Raw genomic sequence first — 17,733 nt, forward strand, 5'->3', positions numbered from 1 at the left:
ACTTAATCCATTCTATATAGAAAGAAACAGATTAATAGGAGGAGACACATGAATACGCCATTGTCATGGATTAAAGCATATGTGCCGGGGCTTAACGTTACCCCTCAGGAATATACCGATAAAATGACCTTAAGCGGTAGTAAGGTTGAAGGATTTGAAGCCCTTGACAGGGATCTTGAGAAAATAGTAGTAGGTAAGATATTAAAGATAGAAAGACATCCGGATGCAGATAAACTGATTATCTGCCAGGTTCAGATTACAGAGGAAGGAGAAACTGTACAGATTGTAACAGGTGCTCCCAATGTATCCGAAGGAGATGTTATTCCGGTTGTATTAGAAGGCGGAAGAGTTGCCGGAGGACACGACGGAAATAAAACAGCAGGTGGAATCAAGATTAAGAAGGGTAAGCTTCGGGGAGTGGAATCCTTTGGTATGATGTGTTCCATTGAAGAACTGGGTTCCAGTAAAGAAATGTATCCCGATGCTCCCGATAACGGAATTTATATCTTCAGCCATAACGAAGCCTACAAGGACTTAAAAATCGGCTCCAGTGCAGTAGAAGCTCTGGGACTTAACGATGTAGTATTCGAGTATGAGATTACCTCAAACCGCGTGGATTGTTTTGGCGTAATCGGTCTTGCCAGAGAAGCGGCAGCAACCTTTCAGCAGGAATTTGTACCGCCTGTTGTAAAAGAAACCGGAAACAGTGAAAAGGCTTCAGATTATATCAAGGTTTCCATTGAAGACAGTGATCTTTGCTCCAGATATGTAGCAAGAGTAGTTAAGAACATAAAGATAGCACCTTCACCTCAATGGATGCAGAGAAGACTTGCAGCTTGCGGTATCAGACCTATTAATAATATTGTAGATATCACGAATTATGTAATGGAAGAATATGCCCAGCCTATGCATGCCTATGACCTTGACCTGATAGCAGGCAAAGAGATCATTGTACGCAGAGGAAAAGACGGAGAAGAGTTTACTACCCTTGACGGTCAGGTAAGAAAGATTGATTCCTCCATCCTTATGATCTGTGATGGTGAAAAGCCAGTTGGTATCGCCGGAATCATGGGCGGTGAGAATTCAAAGATTACAGAGGAAGCAACAACTCTGCTCTTTGAAGCAGCTTGCTTTGACGGCACAAATATCCGTCTCTCCGGTAAGAAACTTGGACTTAGAACCGATGCGGCAGCTAAGTTTGAAAAAGGACTGGACCCCAATACCGCACTGGAAGCAATTAACAGAGCCTGCCAGCTGATCGAAGAACTGGGAGCCGGTGAAGTTGTGGGCGGCGCAGCAGATGTATACCCTGTAATCCGTAAGAAAAAGAGAGTTCCTTTTGATCATAACAGAACCAATAAGGTACTTGGTACTGACCTTTCCAAAGAGACCATGCTTTCCTACTTTAAGAAAATCGATCTGAGTTATGATGAAGCAACCGGCGAAGTGATTGTACCAAGCTGGAGACAGGATGTTAATCTACAGGCAGATTTAGATGAAGAAGTAGCACGTTTCTTTGGTTATGACAACATACCCACTACCCTTCCTACAGGAGAAGCCACAACCGGAAGCCTTCCTTTTAAGCTTCGCATTGAAAATGTAGCAAGAAACGTAGCAGAGCAATGCGGTTTTTCAGAGGCAATGAGCTACTCCTTTGAGAGTCCCAAGGTATTTGACAGACTGCTTCTTCCGGCAGAGGATAAGAAACGCCAGGCAGTTGTTATTTCAAACCCTCTTGGTGAAGATTATAGTATCATGAGAACTCTTCCTCTTAATGGAATGTTCCTGTCATTGTCCACTAATTATAACCGCAGAAACAAGAATGTACGCCTTTATGAATTATGTAATACCTATCAGCCGAAAGCGCTTCCTCTGACAGAGCTTCCCGAGGAAAGAGTGCAGTTAGTACTCGCTTTCTACGGTGACGGAGATTTCTTTGAACTAAAGGGTGTACTGGAAGAGATTCTTATGAAAGTAGGCTTAAAGGACAGAGTAAGCTATGAACCCGGAACCTTAAAACCTTATCTCCATCCGGGAAGACAGGCTGAAATGACATATGACGGCACAATTATCGGTTATTTGGGAGAAATCCATCCTGATGTACTGGAGGGCTATGACATCGGAGACAAGGCTTATGTCGGAGTACTGGATATGCCTGAAATCGTAGCAAGAGCTTCCTTTGATATAAAATATCAGGGAATAGCAAAATATCCTGCAGTTACCAGAGATTTAAGCATGCTGGTTAAGAAGGAGATAACAGCCGGCCAGGTTGAGGAAGTTATTCGTAAGAGCTCCGGCAGCATACTTGAGAACTGTGAACTCTTTGATATCTATGAGGGAACACAGATTAAGCCAGGATTTAAATCCATGGCATATTCCCTTTCTTTCCGTGCAAAGGACAGAACTTTGGAGGAGAAGGATATTACAGAGGTTATGAACAGAATCCTCAAGAATCTTGGTAATATGGGAATTGAATTAAGACAATAGCAACAAACCGGGGAAACCCCGTTTCATATGTATACAGGAAATTTGCGCAAAACAGAAAGAAGAATGCGCTGTGAAAATATATTGGAAGTCCTTTTCTTTTTAGATTTTGTGCTATATCCTTAAAGGGATTGTATAAGTGAAGTTAAGTTTCTCTTTGAGGATCTGTCAGGCACAAAATCTTTGAGAATCAGGACTTCTTTTACATTGTAATGAAAGCATGAAGCCTTCTGTTCTGAGCAAATTTTCATCTCATTGATAAAAACCGGCGTTTGACGTCCGTGACACTTTTCTGACAAGGTTTTGACAAATTAAGCCATTATGATGTACAATAACAATAGTCAGATAAATAAACAACAGAGGAGGTTCAATATGAAAAAAGGAATGAGAAAAGCACTGGCAGTTCTTATGATTACTGCACTGATATTGCCGTTGCTTACCTCAATAGGTTCTATCACTGCCAAAGCGGCAGCAGCACCGGCTCTTTCCACGAAGACAAGAACTCTGGTAGGAGTTGGTTCAACTTTTACCTTAAGTGTAAAGAATCTGGATAAAACAAAAGTGAAATCCGCTAAGTGGACTTCATCCAATAAGAAGATTGCAACAGTCGGCGCTACCACCGGTTATGTTACGGCGAAAGGAAAAGGAAGCGCAACCATTAAATTAAAGATTACATATACAAATAAGAAGACAACGACTTTAAGTTGTAAGGTAACTGTTAAGATACCTGCAACTAAAATTGCAATCAACAACGCAACAGATACTGCAGATAACAATGGCAGGCATTTGCTGGAGGTTGGTGAAAAGTATGATTTCAATGTAACTTTAACTCCCTCCAATGCCAATGATGTAGTAACCTACAGCATTAACAGACCAGAGTTTGCAACCGTTGATAAAGATGGTGTTGTTACCGGAATCAAACCTGGATTTGTAATTCTTACGGCAACTGCTTCCATGACAGCAGCCGGAGCCTCTAAGAGCAGTGTTTTCAGCAGCATAAATATTGAAGTGGCAGGTAAGACAGCAAGAGTTAAGTCAGCAGTTATTACTGATAACTCCACGCTGACGGTTACTTTCGACCGTGCAGTGGACGCAGCCACAATTTTTGATAAGAATAAGAATCTGCTAAATGTTGTTGAGATTACTCCTAAAGCAGATGATAAAGGGAATCTGGCAGCTGGAGTAGGTACCTTATCCGGAACTTTATCCTCCGATGCGAAAGTATTAACTATTAATACAACAAAGATTTTCAGCGGTAAATATAATATACATGTATCATCTGCTATTCTTTCAACAGAAGGCATAGCGATGCAGAACTATTATACTGATTTGACCTATGTTGATACTACACCGCCGTACTATACAGGCTTTACAGTAGATGATTCCGGTTATAAGGCATCCATTAACTTCTCGGAAAGTATGGATTTCTCAGGTTTGACTATCCTTGATGCCAGATTGAATACGACTTCAACAGCAACCCAGGCCTTACCGGCAACTCTTGCTCTGCTTAAGAGCAAGACCAACTATAAGCCAAGTGCTGATGGTAAGTCCTTGATCATAGATATGTCAAGCATTTCCAGCTATGATAAAGACAAACAGTTCACAGTGGTTTTATCAGGTGTGAAAGATCTTGCAGGAAACTATCCTACAACATACAATATTTCTGTTATCGTTGGAACAGATACCTCCTATAAACCTCAGGCGAATATTGTTAAGATCGAGAGAACCGGCTACAATACCATAACAGCTACCTTTAACAGAAATATCCGTGTTCCCGGTGTACTTCAGTTAAGTAACGGTGAGTATATTACCAATGGTACAGTAGATGCAACAGATGCTAAGAAGGTTAACTACACAATTTCTTCCACGGGAGCTCTGCTTACCGGCGTACAGAAGGTATTTATCGGTATGTGGGACAGCTATAATGTTAATCCTTCCGATACAACCGGCAGAACCTTCCTGACCTATACCGTTGACTTTACGATTACTACCAATATACCTAGTATAAGTAAGTTTGAACTGAGGACAGAAAGTGTAAACGGAGTAGATACTTATCTGTTAACATTGACTTATAATAAAGATGTAACGCTTATGTCACAGACCGGTAACCTTACAGCTACCAGAGTTGTTACCTCAAATAACGACATCTATAGCAACAGAACCATATCTTATATGGCTTCTGCCAGCGGAAATATAGTTACCTTAATATTGAATGCTTCACAATTCAGTGATGCAGGCCAGTACACCATAGTCGTACCTTCCGGATTAGTGAAGGATCAGTATTATAATACAAATGCGGCAGAAACCATACAGCTTTCAAAGACAGCGACTGCATCATCAATATTACCAGGTCCGAGGTCAGTAACCCAGTCACCGGTTACGCCAAGCCAGATATTTGTAACCTTTGCAGATAAAGTTGATGAAGTAACCGCACAGACGATTTCTAATTACTATATACCGGGTGTAAGCATTATTAAGGCTGAGCTTACCTCAAATACAAGTACAGGAGCAACCATAACCCTGACTGTAGCAGCAGGTTCCATATCCTATACAACCTTGTACCCGATTACCATAACGAATATCAAGGGTTACAACAATACGTATACAGCTATGAATCCTTTTAACAGCACCATTGCATTAACTGAAAATTCAGGACCTTATTTGACCGGAGCAACTTACTCCTATCCTAATATTGTCACTCTGACTTTCAGTGAAAATGTAAAAGGAAACCCCAGCTTTGAAGCTTTACAGAATAATGTCAATATGGCTTACAGCTGCTCTTTTGCAGATAATAAAGTCATGATTCTGTTAAATAATACACCTGTTAAGGGTGTACCGATTACAATTAAGGCTACGGTAAGTAACTCTGTAACAGATACCAGTGGTAATGCAGCAACCTTTACAGAAGTAACAGTAGTTCCTAATTATTAATTTGTATTTCATGAAAGATATACTCGGTTTATAAAGCTATAGAATTAAAAGGAAGAGCTTCCGCGGCATAGACAGCGGAGGCTCTTTTCTTCTTACTTTTAGTTTTCAACTTATGCTCCACCGGTGCTTTAGCATGTATATAATAAAGAAAGTTGAAAACATCTTTTAGTTTTCAACTTATGCCCACCAGTGCTTTAGCACATATATAATAAAGAAAGTTGAAAACATCTTTTAGTTTTCAACTTATGCCCCCTTTACGTCCTTATGGTTTTGTTTTATAATAGTTGAGATATAAAAACCTGCAGTGGAGGACTTTGTCAGTGAAAAACCTCAGTAACAAACTAATAATGTCTGTCAGCCGCTTACTGTTTGTGTTATATCTTATTTTATTGGCATATTTTTTGTTTTTTAGTGAACATTACGGAAGAACAATTAGTTCTGGTGAATATAGATATAATTTAACGTTATTTAAAGAAGTAAAGCGATTTATAGAGTACAGAGATGTCATCGGACCGGAGGCTTTTATCGTTAATATATTCGGAAACGTTCTGGCATTCGCACCTTTTGGATTTGTATTACCCATCATTAGTCCGGACAACAGAAAACTATTGAATATTACTCTTTTGAGCCTGGAGTTCAGTCTTACCATTGAACTGCTGCAATTAATTTTTAAAGTGGGAATTTTTGATGTTGATGACCTTCTGATGAATACCATAGGAGGCTTTATAGGAGGTCTATGCTTTTTCCTGGCAAGGAAGCTGCTAAGATCATTCCGAAGAAAATATAAATAACGAATATAAAAATAATGAATATATGATAAAAGAAAGCAGAATAGATGATATAAAATAAACGAATACGAAAATAACGATTATAAGAACGGATAGAAAATCGACGAGTTAAGAACGAATACAAAATCGACGAGTTAAGAACGAATACAAAATAGATGAGTTAAGAACGATTAGAAAATCGACGAGTATAAGAACGAATACAAAATAGATGAGTTTAAAAACGAATATAAAATAGACGAATTTAAAACGAGTATAAATTGACAAGTATAAAAACGAATATAAAATATAAGTTCAATTTAGATATAGTTTTAAGGGGTGGTATATGTTTAAAACAAGAAAAGACAGTTATAAGTTTACAGGGAAAAGTCATTCTGTAAAAGGGATGGTGTCAACAGTCATAGGCGGTGTCAGTATTGCCGGACTTTTGGCACTGTTTATAGTGTCAGGAATATACAAAGGGAACGGCTCCATTATTTTCGGAATCGCAGGAATGATATTATTTATTTTATGTTTTATAGGTTTTGTTGTGGGTGTGAGAGCTTGTATGGAAAAAGAAATCTATTATACTGCACCGATAACGGGTATGTCTATAAACGGTATTCTTACTATCACTTTATTTATATTATATGTGATGGGAATCTTTATGTAACAGGAATCTTTATATAACAGAAATCTTATGTAACAGGAATCTTAAGTAACAGGAACATTATGTAACAGGAATCTTTAAGTAACAGGAATTTTAAGTAACAGGAATCTTAAGTAACAGGAATTTTTATGTAACAATTAATTTTATGTAAGGAATCATTATGTAAAAATTTATTTAGCAGGCATCTGTAACATAAAAAAATAGTATTAAAGGTACTTGTATCGTAACAGAAAAAATAAACTGAAGTATAAAGGAGGTTTCTTATTTGAACTACCAGGAACTTATGAAAGAGCAGAATGATAGTATCCGTGAAAGGTACGAGCTTGCTGTTTGGCGTGTAAATGAGATAAAAAAAGAAGATAGCGTGAAAGAACCCTACAGAGATTATTTTTTAAAAGTAGCTGCATTTATTGAAAAAGCAGTGGGTTTTTCAGCACTGACTGAACAAAATAAACTGAAAGCTCTGTCTTTAAAGGAGTTACAAGAGCTTAATAAAAGCCTGTATGAAGATATTCTGCCTGAGAATTATGAAAGCTCTTATGCTAATCCTGCTTATGCAGCTGAGAGGCTGGGGAAGAAATATGGTAAAATCTTAAGTTATCTTTATGCCGAAGTCAGAGGAATGATTGTATATGCGGCAGAAGCCAGACTTTATTTTATGACCATTTATATGGAATTACTGATTGAGATATACAATTATTTTGAAGAAGAAGATGAATATACCTATAAGGATATTAAGCGAGCAGTCTGTGATTTCAACATGGACAATTGCAATGATATTATGGAGTACCGTACCAGAGAACTGTTGGATGAGGAACTCTCCTTTGCTGCGGATATCATTGAGAGCTGGGAGCTGTCGGATTTAAGATATCTGTATCAGTTCGGTGAATATATCGGAGAGAATGAGATAAAAACAGCAGAGTTTCTTAATAAGCTGCCGGAGGAAGAAGTAAAAGCAATGGCTTTTACCTATACGGACGGATATAGAAGAGGTTTCCAGGCAGGCGGGATTGATTTAAGCAAAAAGAAAACAGTATGCATCCGCTACAACATTGGTTTTGAGAGAATGGTGAAGTATGCAATAGAGTATTTTGCAGAAATGGGCTTAAAACCTATTATGTATCGTACTGCAACTGCCAGTATGGATAAGAAGCAGCAGTTAAGAATTGGCTATCATTCAACAGGGCCGAACTACCAATATGACTATGATCACCGTTTTGATATTGGATTATATATGGACAAAGCCTTTCATGAACGCAGACTGCAGGCTTATAAGGCTTCTTTTGAAAAGTATAAGGACAAAGCAGCAGGTTTTGCAGGACCTGCTCTTATACAGGTCTTCGGTGAGAAAAACTTTGCACCTAAAGCGAAAGAAGAGGTTATTAAGCTGGATAAAAGGCAGCAGAAGTTATCTGTGGCTTATCAACGTGATTCCAATATGGTATTTTATCAATATATCAAGGGAGATGAAACCAGCTTTACAATAATTGCATATCCGATTACTGAAATAGGAGAAAAGTTTGAGGAAATCTTCCGTGAGACTGTGAAGGTAAACAACCTGGATAATGATATCTACAAAGGTATTCAGCAGAAAATAATTGACTGCCTGGATACCGGTGAATATGTCAGAATAAAAGGTACTGGAAATAATCGTACGGATTTAAAGGTCATGCTTTATGAAATGGAAGATCCTGCTACGGAAACTATTTTTGAGAACTGCACCGCCGATGTTAATATCCCTGTAGGTGAAGTGTTTACTTCACCAAAACTTACAGGTACGGAGGGAGTCTTAAATGTATCCAGGATATTCTTAAATGGACTGGAATACACGGACCTTTCCATAACCTTTAAAGATGGTATGATAACAGAGTATAACTGCGGTAATTTCACCAATCCGGAAGAGAATAAACGATATATGAAGGAAAATATCCTTTATAATCAGGATACCCTCCCTATGGGAGAATTTGCCATAGGCACCAATACCACCGCCTATGTAATGGCCGGCAAATATGGGATTTGGGATAAGCTTCCCATTCTCATCGCGGAGAAGACAGGACCTCATTTTGCAGTTGGTGACACCTGCTATAAGATGAGTGAAGAGCTTACGCTCCGTAATCCTGATGGTAAGAAAATTGTTGCCAAAGACAATGAAGTATCCATTCTGCGGCTAACTGAGATTGAAAAGGCTTATTTTAACTGTCATACGGATATCACCATTCCATATGATGAGCTGGAGGAAATTACGGTAGTAAACAAGAACGGTAAAGAAACCGCTATTATTAAGAACGGAAGATTTGTACTGGCAGGTACTGAAAGCTTAAATGAGGCTTTTCAAAATAACTAAATTATAATAATCAAAACAAGATAAAGGGCAATTATGATACCTGACATATCGGAAATGATTCTGATATAAGAGGGAAATCATGATTGCCTTTTCTTTAAGGATTTATATGATTTCCTTCATAATAAAGCCTTTTTATTAATTGTGTTAATAAATACAATAAGAAATTAATAACAGGAAATCATAAGACAAAAGCAGGCAGCTATGATAAAATGGAAGCATCAAATATAGATATTACTTTTACACTGGTTTATAATAATGAACTGATAAGAAAGAGAGGATTTAATATGGCAGCTAAAGTTGGAATAGTTATGGGAAGTGATTCAGATCTGGAAATCATGAGCAAAGCAGCAGAGGTGCTTGAAGTACTTAAAGTGGAATATGACATTACAGTAATCTCTGCTCACAGAATGCCCGATGTATTTTATGATTATGCAAAATCAGCAGAAGAAAAAGGTTATAAAGTCATTATTGCAGGTGCTGGCGGCGCAGCTCATTTACCCGGTATGACAGCAGCAATATTCTCACTTCCGGTTATTGGTGTGCCTATTATGACAAAATCACTGGGGGGTGTAGATTCTCTCTATTCCATCGTTCAGATGCCCGCAGGTATCCCTGTTGCAACAGTAGCAATTAACGGGGCTCAGAATGCCGGAATTCTGGCAGCTAAAATCCTGGCAGCTTCTGATAATGAATTACTGGGACGTATAAAAGATTATGCGCAGAACTTAAAGGATACCGTGGCAGCAAAATCAGAAAAGCTGGCAAAAGTCGGCTATAAGGAATATCTGAAAGAGAAATAATTTCACATCAAATAAAAGATAAATACAGAGCAAAGGAAAGAGACGTGCTAAAACACGCAGATGGGAGTCAAATATGGATTATAAGAATGCCGGAGTGGATATTGAAGCTGGTTATAAAGCGGTAGAACTGATGAAAGAGCATATCGATAAGACCATGAGGAAGGAAGTACTGTCCGGTATAGGTGGATTTTCCGGAGCCTTTTCCTTAAAGAGTTTTATGAATATGGAGGAGCCTACTTTAGTATCAGGTACCGATGGAGTAGGAACCAAATTAAAGCTTGCATTTCTATTGGACAAACATGATACCATTGGTATTGACTGCGTTGCCATGTGCGTGAATGATATTGCCTGTGCCGGCGGTGAACCTTTATTTTTCCTGGATTATGTTGCCTGTGGTAAGAATGACCCTGAGAAGATTGCTGCTATCGTAAGCGGTGTGGCAAAAGGCTGTCAGGAAGCCGGAGCCGCCTTAATAGGAGGAGAAACAGCAGAAATGCCAGGCTTTTATCCGGTGGAGGAATATGACCTGGCGGGATTTGCTGTAGGTATTGTTGACCGTAAGAATATGATTGACGGCAAAGAGCTGAAAGCAGGAGATGTATTGATTGGATTGGCCTCCTCCGGAATTCACAGCAATGGATATTCTCTTGTACGCAAGGTATTTGATATGAATACAGAGTCATTGAATACTTACTATGAGTCTCTGGGAACTACCTTAGGTGAAGCCCTTTTAACACCGACACGTATTTATGTAAAAGCTCTGTCTGCCTTAAAGGATGGAAAGATTAAAGTGAAAGCCTGCTCTCATATAACCGGAGGTGGTTTCTATGAGAACATACCCAGAATGTTAAGGGATGGTGTCCATGCTTATATTAAGAAAGACAGCTATCCTATTCCGCCTATTTTTTCAATGCTTGTAAAGAACGGATCTATTGAAGAGAAGGTTATGTATAATACCTATAATATGGGAATCGGTATGCTTATAGCAGTGGCTGCCGAGGAGGCTGATACAGCTGTTGCCCTTTTAAAAGAAGCAGGAGAAAGCCCATACATTGTTGGTGATATCAAAGCAGGGGATAAAGGAGTAACCTTATGCTAGGCTTAGGAATACTGGTCTCTGGCAGTGGTACCAATCTCCAGGCAATTATTGATAATATCAATAAAGGTAAGATAAGCAATGCAAAGATAAATGTAGTAATAAGTAATAAGGACGGTGTTTATTCCCTTGTCCGTGCTAAAGAGAATAATATTCCGGCTGAAGTGATTGCTCCAAAGAATTTCCCGGATAGGGACGCTTTTCATAAAGAGCTGCTTCAGAAGCTGAAGGAATATAAAGTGGATCTGCTGGTGCTTGCAGGATATCTTGTGGTAATACCGGAAGATATCATTAATTCCTATAGAAATAGGATTATAAATATTCATCCGTCACTTATTCCCTCCTTTTGCGGAAACGGTTATTACGGGCTCAAGGTACATGAAGCAGTACTGGAGCGCGGGGTCAAGGTTACAGGTGCAACGGTTCATTTTGTAGATGAAGGAACGGATACCGGACCAATCATACTTCAGAAAGCAGTAGAGATTCAGGAAGGAGATACTCCTGAAATACTGCAAGAACGTGTAATGGAGGAAGCTGAGTGGGAGCTTTTGCCTGAAGCCATAAACTTAATAGCAAATAACCGGGTCTTGATAGAGAATAATAAAGTACGTATTCTTTCTTAGATCAGGTATGAAAATTGCTTATAATGAACCGTTTCAAAGGTGCTCTTCTAGATGAAACGGTAATGTGACTAAAGAAGGAACGGATAGGCAGATGAATAGAAAGGTGAGGTTTGGGTATGAAAGTACTGATTATCGGTGGCGGCGGAAGGGAACATGCCATAGCTTATAAGATTGCACAAAGTAAGAAAGTAACGGAAATGTTCTGTGCTCCCGGAAATGCAGGGATTAGAGAATATGCAGTCTGTGTACCTATTGGTGTAATGGAATTTGAAAAGCTTGCAGACTTTGCCGAAAAAGAGAGCATTGATTTAACTGTAGTCGGACCTGATGATCCACTGGTTGGGGGAATCGTAGATGTTTTCAAACAAAGGGGTCTTCGTGTCTTTGGCCCTGATAAAGCAGCGGCTATTATCGAAGGCTCCAAGGCGTTTTCCAAAGATCTTATGAAGAAATATAACATTCCCACAGCAGGTTATGAGACCTTTACCGAAGCCTCAAAGGCTTATGATTATCTGAATACCTGTACTTATCCCGTTGTGTTAAAGGCAGACGGACTTGCCCTTGGTAAAGGTGTGCTTATATGTAATACCAGGCAGGAAGCCTGTGAGGGTGTTAAGCTTATAATGGAGGATAAACAATTTGGTTCCTCCGGAGATACCATGGTAATTGAGGAATTTATGACCGGCAGGGAGGTTTCTGTGCTTGCATTCTGCGACGGCACGGATATTGCAGTCATGACCAGTGCCCAGGATCATAAAAGAGCAGAGGATAATGACCAGGGTCTCAACACCGGCGGTATGGGAACTTTCTCTCCCAGTCCTTTTTACACCAAAGATATAGATGCTTACTGTATGGAGCATATCTACAAACCCACTATGGCTGCCATGAAGAAAGAAGGCAGAAGTTTTACTGGCATTCTTTTTTTTGGTTTGATGTTAACGGACAAGGGACCTATAGTAATTGAGTATAATGCCAGATTTGGTGACCCTGAGACACAGGTTGTATTGCCAAGGCTTAAGAATGATATAATAGAAATTTTTGAAGCATGTGTGGAGGAAAGGCTTTCAGAGATCAGGCTGGATTTTGAGGATAATGCGGCTGTATGTGTTGTGCTGGCTTCCAAGGGTTATCCGCTTTCTTATGAGAAAGGTTTTCCAATTGAAGGACTTGATAAATTTAAGGATAATGACAGTGTTTTTATCTTTCATGCCGGAACAGCCAATGACCAGGAAAGGATAGTGACGGCTGGCGGGCGTGTCTTAGGAGTCACAGCTACGGGAAGTACTCTGAAAGAAGCCAGGGAAAATGCATATAAAGCAGCGGAGGCTGTAACTTTTACCAATAAATATGCCAGAAGTGATATCGGTAAAGCAATTGATGAAGCTTAAGTTAATATAAAGTAAATTAAATAGAAGAGGATGAATATTTTGACATTCATTCTTTTCTTTTTTTATGTCGATATAAATTATTAAGTAATCTGACGGCAATGTCACAGAAGTGCCATATGTATTTTGTAGAATATTGAAGTACAAGGAATAATATGGAATTTATAGAAAATTCCTATTACATAAGAAGAACCGGACACGAGAAAAACAGTTTTATAGAAAGAGGAAGGGATTTATGGAAAAAAGAACTAATTATCACAGAATAATAGTACTCATGTTATGCTTAAGTTTATTTGCATTGCAGATATTACCTACATATACAATACAAGTCCAGGCTGAAAGTCAAGGAACGGTTACAGCCACCAGTCTTAATGTTCGTTCCGGTCCCGGGACAAACTATGCCATTGTTACAGTCAAAGGCAGTAATGCCTTTTTGAAAAAAGGTGAAAAGGTAACCCTGGTTAAAAAAGAAGGTGATTGGTATAAGATATCCTTTACCTTCAGCGGAGTTAAATCAGAAGGTTATATTTTAGGAACCTATATAAGTAAAAGTACCAGCACTACGAAACCGACTACTACACCGAAACCCACAGCTACACCGACACCGACAGCGACACCTACTCCAACGTCCACTGATAAGACTTCAACAGGTACAACAACAGTCCCTTTGAAAATCAGCGCCGTAGTAACAGCCACCAATGTTAATGTAAGAAGTTCAGCAGGCACTACGGCAAAAAAGGTTGCTACTGCCGGTAAGAATCAAAAAGTTACAATTACTGATGAAGTTATAAAAAATTCTCAAAAATGGTATGGCATATCCTATACCCTGAATAAGAAAACAATTAAAGGGTATGTTATCAGTGACTATGTCAAATTGTCGATTACCTCGGCGGTTAACGGAACCGTAACTGCAGCAGTTAAGATAAGAAAACTGGCCTCAGACAGCTCTGTCTATATCAAGGACAGCAAAGGAAATAATATAACAGTAGCAAAAAAAGCTGCTGTTACTGTAGCCTCCGAAAGTACAGATAAAAACGGAAAGAAATGGTATAAAATAACCTATAAGAAAGGCAGTGTGAAATATACGGGTTATATTGCTGCCAATCAGATTCTATTTACGAGAAAGACTGTAACCACAACACCTACTCCGACGGCAACACCAACACCGACAGCGACACCTGAACCGACCACAACACCCACCTCAACACCCAAACCAACAACAACACCCAAACCCACCGCAACACCTTCCGTAACTCCAAAGCCTACTGTTACCCCGACGCCCGGTGCAACTGACGGGTATGTACAGTATAATGGTTCCGTTTATGTGTATGTAAATATTAAAGGAACACAGGATTTCCTGCTCACAACCTCATACGTACCGGTAACTTTAGCGATTAATGAGAAAGTTTCCATATTGAACACAGTGACAGAGAGTTCCGTTCAATGGTATTATGTAAGCTTTACCAAAGGTGGAAAAGAAGCAAAAGGTTATGTTCAGGCAGCTTTTATTGGTAACGGAACCGGCAGCTATGTGGATGGAACGGTTATGGATTTCTTAAACTATGGAAATCCTACTACTACTGTAACACCTACGGTAACGCCAGCAACTGGAATGACTAATACAGAATTTGAAAATTATCTAACCGCACAGGGATTTCCGGAGAGCTACAAAGCAGGTCTTCGTGCATTGCATCAAGCTCATCCGACCTGGGTATTCAATGCGTTTCATACAGGAATTGATTGGGAAACAGCCATAGCAAAAGAAAGTGTTCTTGGTGTTAATCTTATAACCAATGGAAAAAGTATTGAATGGAAATCCCTGGCTGCAGGTGCTTATAAATGGGAAACGGATACCTTTGTACCCTTTGACGGCTCCACCTGGGTTACGCCGTCAACAGAAGGCCTTAGATATTATATGGACCCAAGAAATTTCCTTACGGAAAAAGGAATCTTTCAATTTGAGACCCTGGCATTTAACAGCCAGTACCAGAATGCGGTAGGCGTGGAAAGCATCCTGTATAATACTCCTTTATATAATAAGAATTACTCCTTTATAAATGATTCCGGAGCAACTGTAACGAAATCTTACTCCGAAAGCTTTATGGATGCAGCGGTTTATTCCGGCGTAAGTCCTTACCATCTTGCCAGCCGTTCCAAACAGGAGGTTGTTACAGGAGTGACTACCTTAAGCGATAGTGTATCCGGAACCTTTTCCGGTTATCAGGGATTTTATAATTTCTTTAACATAGGTGCATATCACAGTACTGCTGCAGGTGGTGCAATAGCAAATGCCCTGAAATATGCAAAGAACGGAACAACAAGCAGCAGCTTGAACACACAGTATCTGATTCCCTGGGACAACCCTTATGATGCCATAGTAGGCGGTTCTTATATTATCGGAAGTACATATATAAAAAGAGGACAGGATACAATATATCTGCAGAAATTCAATATGACGGCTGCTTCAACCTTTTCACATCAGTATATGGCTAATATTGAAGCACCTAATGCTGAGGCAGCAAAAACCTATGCAGCTTACAGCAATATGAGTACAATGCCCTTGGTATTCTCAGTGCCGGTATACCTAAACATGCCGGAGACTGTGAGTCAGGTACCTGTTAAAGCCTATAATCCGAACAACTGGCTTAAGACCCTGGCAGTAGATGGTTACAGCTTATCACCTACTTTTGATTTGAAAGCTGACCAGCAGTATTCCCTCATTGTTCCTAACAGTACAGCTTCTATTAAAGTGTCTGCCAGTGCTGTTAGCACCAAAGCAAACGTACAGGGAACAGGAAACATAATTTTAAACACAGGAAACAATATTGTTACCATAACTGTAACAGCAGAAAATGGCAATACCAGAAATTATATCATCAATGTTTTCAGGGAAGCGGCTGCTACCCCTTAAACGGAAGAGAGGTAATCCTTATGAAAAACAGACATAAAATAGTGATCGGATTATTTTTATTTGCATTAATATTGATTTTCCCTGCCAAAGTATGTATGGCAGCCGGGGTAAGTGTTAATATTAAGGCAGATAACAACTATATCAAAAAAGGTGATTCGGTAATTGTTAGTATTAATCTTTCGTCGGATGAACTCATAGGAGATTTTGAAGGGTATCTGTCATATAATGCTGATATATTGGAATTTCAAAGTGATGGTGGTGTTGCAGCAGGCGGAGAAGGCCTCATTAAAATAACGGATATGGGAGTGCAGGCAGGAGATTCCAGCAGAAAATATGCTTTGAAGTTCAAGGCTGTAGGAATTGGTAAATCAACCTTTACCCTGAATGAAGAGACCGGGATATACACCTTTGAATCTGCTGATAAAATGTCAGCTTCCAGCAATCAGCTAGTAGTTGAAGTTGCAGCAGAGGATAAAGCCTCAGATAATGCGAATCTGAAGGAACTCAAAGTTAATCCTGGAACTCTCACAGGTAATTTTGACCCAAAGGAGAACAATTACGCCATAACCATTGATCGGGATACGAACCAGCTTGTAATCAGTGCATTACCGGAAGATAGTAATGCTACTGTAACAATAACCGGTAATAAAGATTTTAAACCTGGGCATAATTCTGTTGAAATTAATGTAAAAGCTGCTTCCGGCAAGGTTAATATCTATAAATTGGATGTTGTAAAAGAAGAGACAGCAGCTGTTACGGAGGAAGACAATAACGAGGCAGAGAACAGTAATGAGGCTGAGGCAGGCAAGATAACGCTTGAGAAGACAGGAGAAGAGACTTACCTTACAGGAGGATTCTATCTGCATCTATTGACTCCTGAAGAAAAAGTTGTAATACCCGCTGGTTATACAAAGACATCTCTCATTATAAATGGTGAATCAGTAGCTGTATATACCAATACAGAGGATATAGACGGCGACTTTCTCTTATTGTATGGAGAGAATATACATGGGCTGAAGGGTTTCTATCAGTATGACAGAAGAGAGAATACGATACAGAGGTTCAATCCCGTCAGTATCAAAGAGGGTGAAAAGTTAGTTATAAATAAAGAAACAAGAGATACGCAGCATTATCAGAACCAGATTATGATTCTTGGTATCGCAGCAGCTGTATTGACTGGAATCTGCAGTGCTCTTGCTATTGGTATAATTAAGCTTATGCTCAAAAATAAAGGTTCCGAAGATTAAGTTGTTGCTACTTGACATTTAGAATATATTTGTTATACTGACAGTATAACAAATATAACGAATGTTGCGGGAGGTGGTTAATTTGATAGTGACTATTGATTTTAATAGTGATGAAGCTTTTTACATCCAGCTATGTAATCAGATTATATTTGGTATAGCCAACGCTGAGTTCAGAGACGGTGATAATCTCCCCTCTGTGCGTGATCTGGCAGATGATATTGGTATTAACATGCACACTGTGAATAAAGCATATACTATTTTAAGACAGCAGGGATATGTTAAACTGGATCGCAGAAAAGGGGCAGTTATAGCTGTAAGTGTCGATAAATTTAAAGCAATGGAAGAATTGGCGCTTGAAATGCGAGTACTGCTTGCCAAAGCTGCCTGCAAGAACATCAGCTGTGATGAAGTTCACGAAATAGTGGATCAAATATTTGGTGATTTCAGTTCCGACCCCAAAGAGAAAGGAAAGCCGTAA

The 17,733-nt window shown here is 39.3% G+C and carries 12 protein-coding genes; all 12 read left to right on the forward strand.

The features are described from left to right. Window positions 1–48: 48 nt before the first annotated feature. The 12 genes from pheT (at window position 49) to BR73_RS0107735 (ending at window position 17,733) form a co-directional block, all read left to right on the forward strand. Window positions 49–2,487, forward strand: coding sequence for a phenylalanine--tRNA ligase subunit beta (pheT, locus tag BR73_RS0107680; RefSeq protein WP_033165062.1), 2,439 nt, complete (start codon window positions 49–51; stop codon window positions 2,485–2,487). 369 nt (window positions 2,488–2,856) lie between these two features. Continuing rightward, window positions 2,857–5,415 carry an Ig-like domain-containing protein gene (locus tag BR73_RS0107685; protein WP_033165063.1) on the forward strand — a complete coding sequence of 853 codons (2,559 nt, stop codon included), beginning with the start codon at window positions 2,857–2,859 and terminating at the stop codon, window positions 5,413–5,415. 320 nt (window positions 5,416–5,735) lie between these two features. Further along, window positions 5,736–6,206: a VanZ family protein gene (locus BR73_RS0107690; RefSeq protein WP_317733753.1), complete on the forward strand. Its 471-nt coding sequence runs from the start codon at window positions 5,736–5,738 to the stop codon at window positions 6,204–6,206. Window positions 6,207–6,525: 319 nt separating this feature from the next. Then, window positions 6,526–6,852 carry a DUF6142 family protein gene (locus tag BR73_RS0107695; protein ID WP_033165064.1) on the forward strand — a complete coding sequence of 109 codons (327 nt, stop codon included), beginning with the start codon at window positions 6,526–6,528 and terminating at the stop codon, window positions 6,850–6,852. A 262-nt stretch (window positions 6,853–7,114) separates the two neighbouring features. Next, entirely contained in the window at window positions 7,115–9,193 is a 2,079-nt protein-coding gene (locus BR73_RS0107700; protein ID WP_347463276.1) for an aminopeptidase, read from the forward strand. A 284-nt stretch (window positions 9,194–9,477) separates the two neighbouring features. Continuing rightward, window positions 9,478–9,993: a 5-(carboxyamino)imidazole ribonucleotide mutase gene (purE, locus tag BR73_RS0107705; RefSeq protein WP_033167199.1), complete on the forward strand. Its 516-nt coding sequence runs from the start codon at window positions 9,478–9,480 to the stop codon at window positions 9,991–9,993. A gap of 73 nt (window positions 9,994–10,066) precedes the next feature. Then, window positions 10,067–11,092, forward strand: a complete 1,026-nt coding sequence (gene purM / locus BR73_RS0107710; RefSeq protein ID WP_033165065.1) for a phosphoribosylformylglycinamidine cyclo-ligase — start codon at window positions 10,067–10,069, stop codon at window positions 11,090–11,092. Continuing rightward, complete coding sequence (gene purN, locus BR73_RS0107715; protein ID WP_033165066.1) at window positions 11,086–11,712, forward strand: phosphoribosylglycinamide formyltransferase; 627 nt, start codon at window positions 11,086–11,088, stop codon at window positions 11,710–11,712. The genes purM and purN overlap by 7 nt, the downstream gene beginning before the upstream one ends. 116 nt (window positions 11,713–11,828) lie before the next feature. Continuing rightward, window positions 11,829–13,100: a phosphoribosylamine--glycine ligase gene (purD, locus tag BR73_RS0107720; protein WP_033165067.1), complete on the forward strand. Its 1,272-nt coding sequence runs from the start codon at window positions 11,829–11,831 to the stop codon at window positions 13,098–13,100. A 232-nt stretch (window positions 13,101–13,332) separates the two neighbouring features. Beyond that, the gene (locus tag BR73_RS27230; protein WP_051685042.1) at window positions 13,333–16,008 is read left to right on the forward strand and encodes an SH3 domain-containing protein; all 2,676 of its coding nucleotides are present in this window, start codon (window positions 13,333–13,335) and stop codon (window positions 16,006–16,008) included. Window positions 16,009–16,028: 20 nt separating this feature from the next. Continuing rightward, window positions 16,029–17,255 (forward strand): cadherin-like beta sandwich domain-containing protein, encoded by a 1,227-nt coding sequence (locus BR73_RS0107730; protein WP_033165068.1) that lies wholly within the window; start codon window positions 16,029–16,031, stop codon window positions 17,253–17,255. Window positions 17,256–17,337: 82 nt separating this feature from the next. Beyond that, window positions 17,338–17,733: a GntR family transcriptional regulator gene (locus tag BR73_RS0107735; RefSeq protein ID WP_033165069.1), complete on the forward strand. Its 396-nt coding sequence runs from the start codon at window positions 17,338–17,340 to the stop codon at window positions 17,731–17,733.

The organism is Clostridium sp. KNHs205, from assembly GCF_000702945.1.
Taxonomy (GTDB): Bacteria; Bacillota; Clostridia; order Lachnospirales; family Lachnospiraceae; genus Anaerocolumna.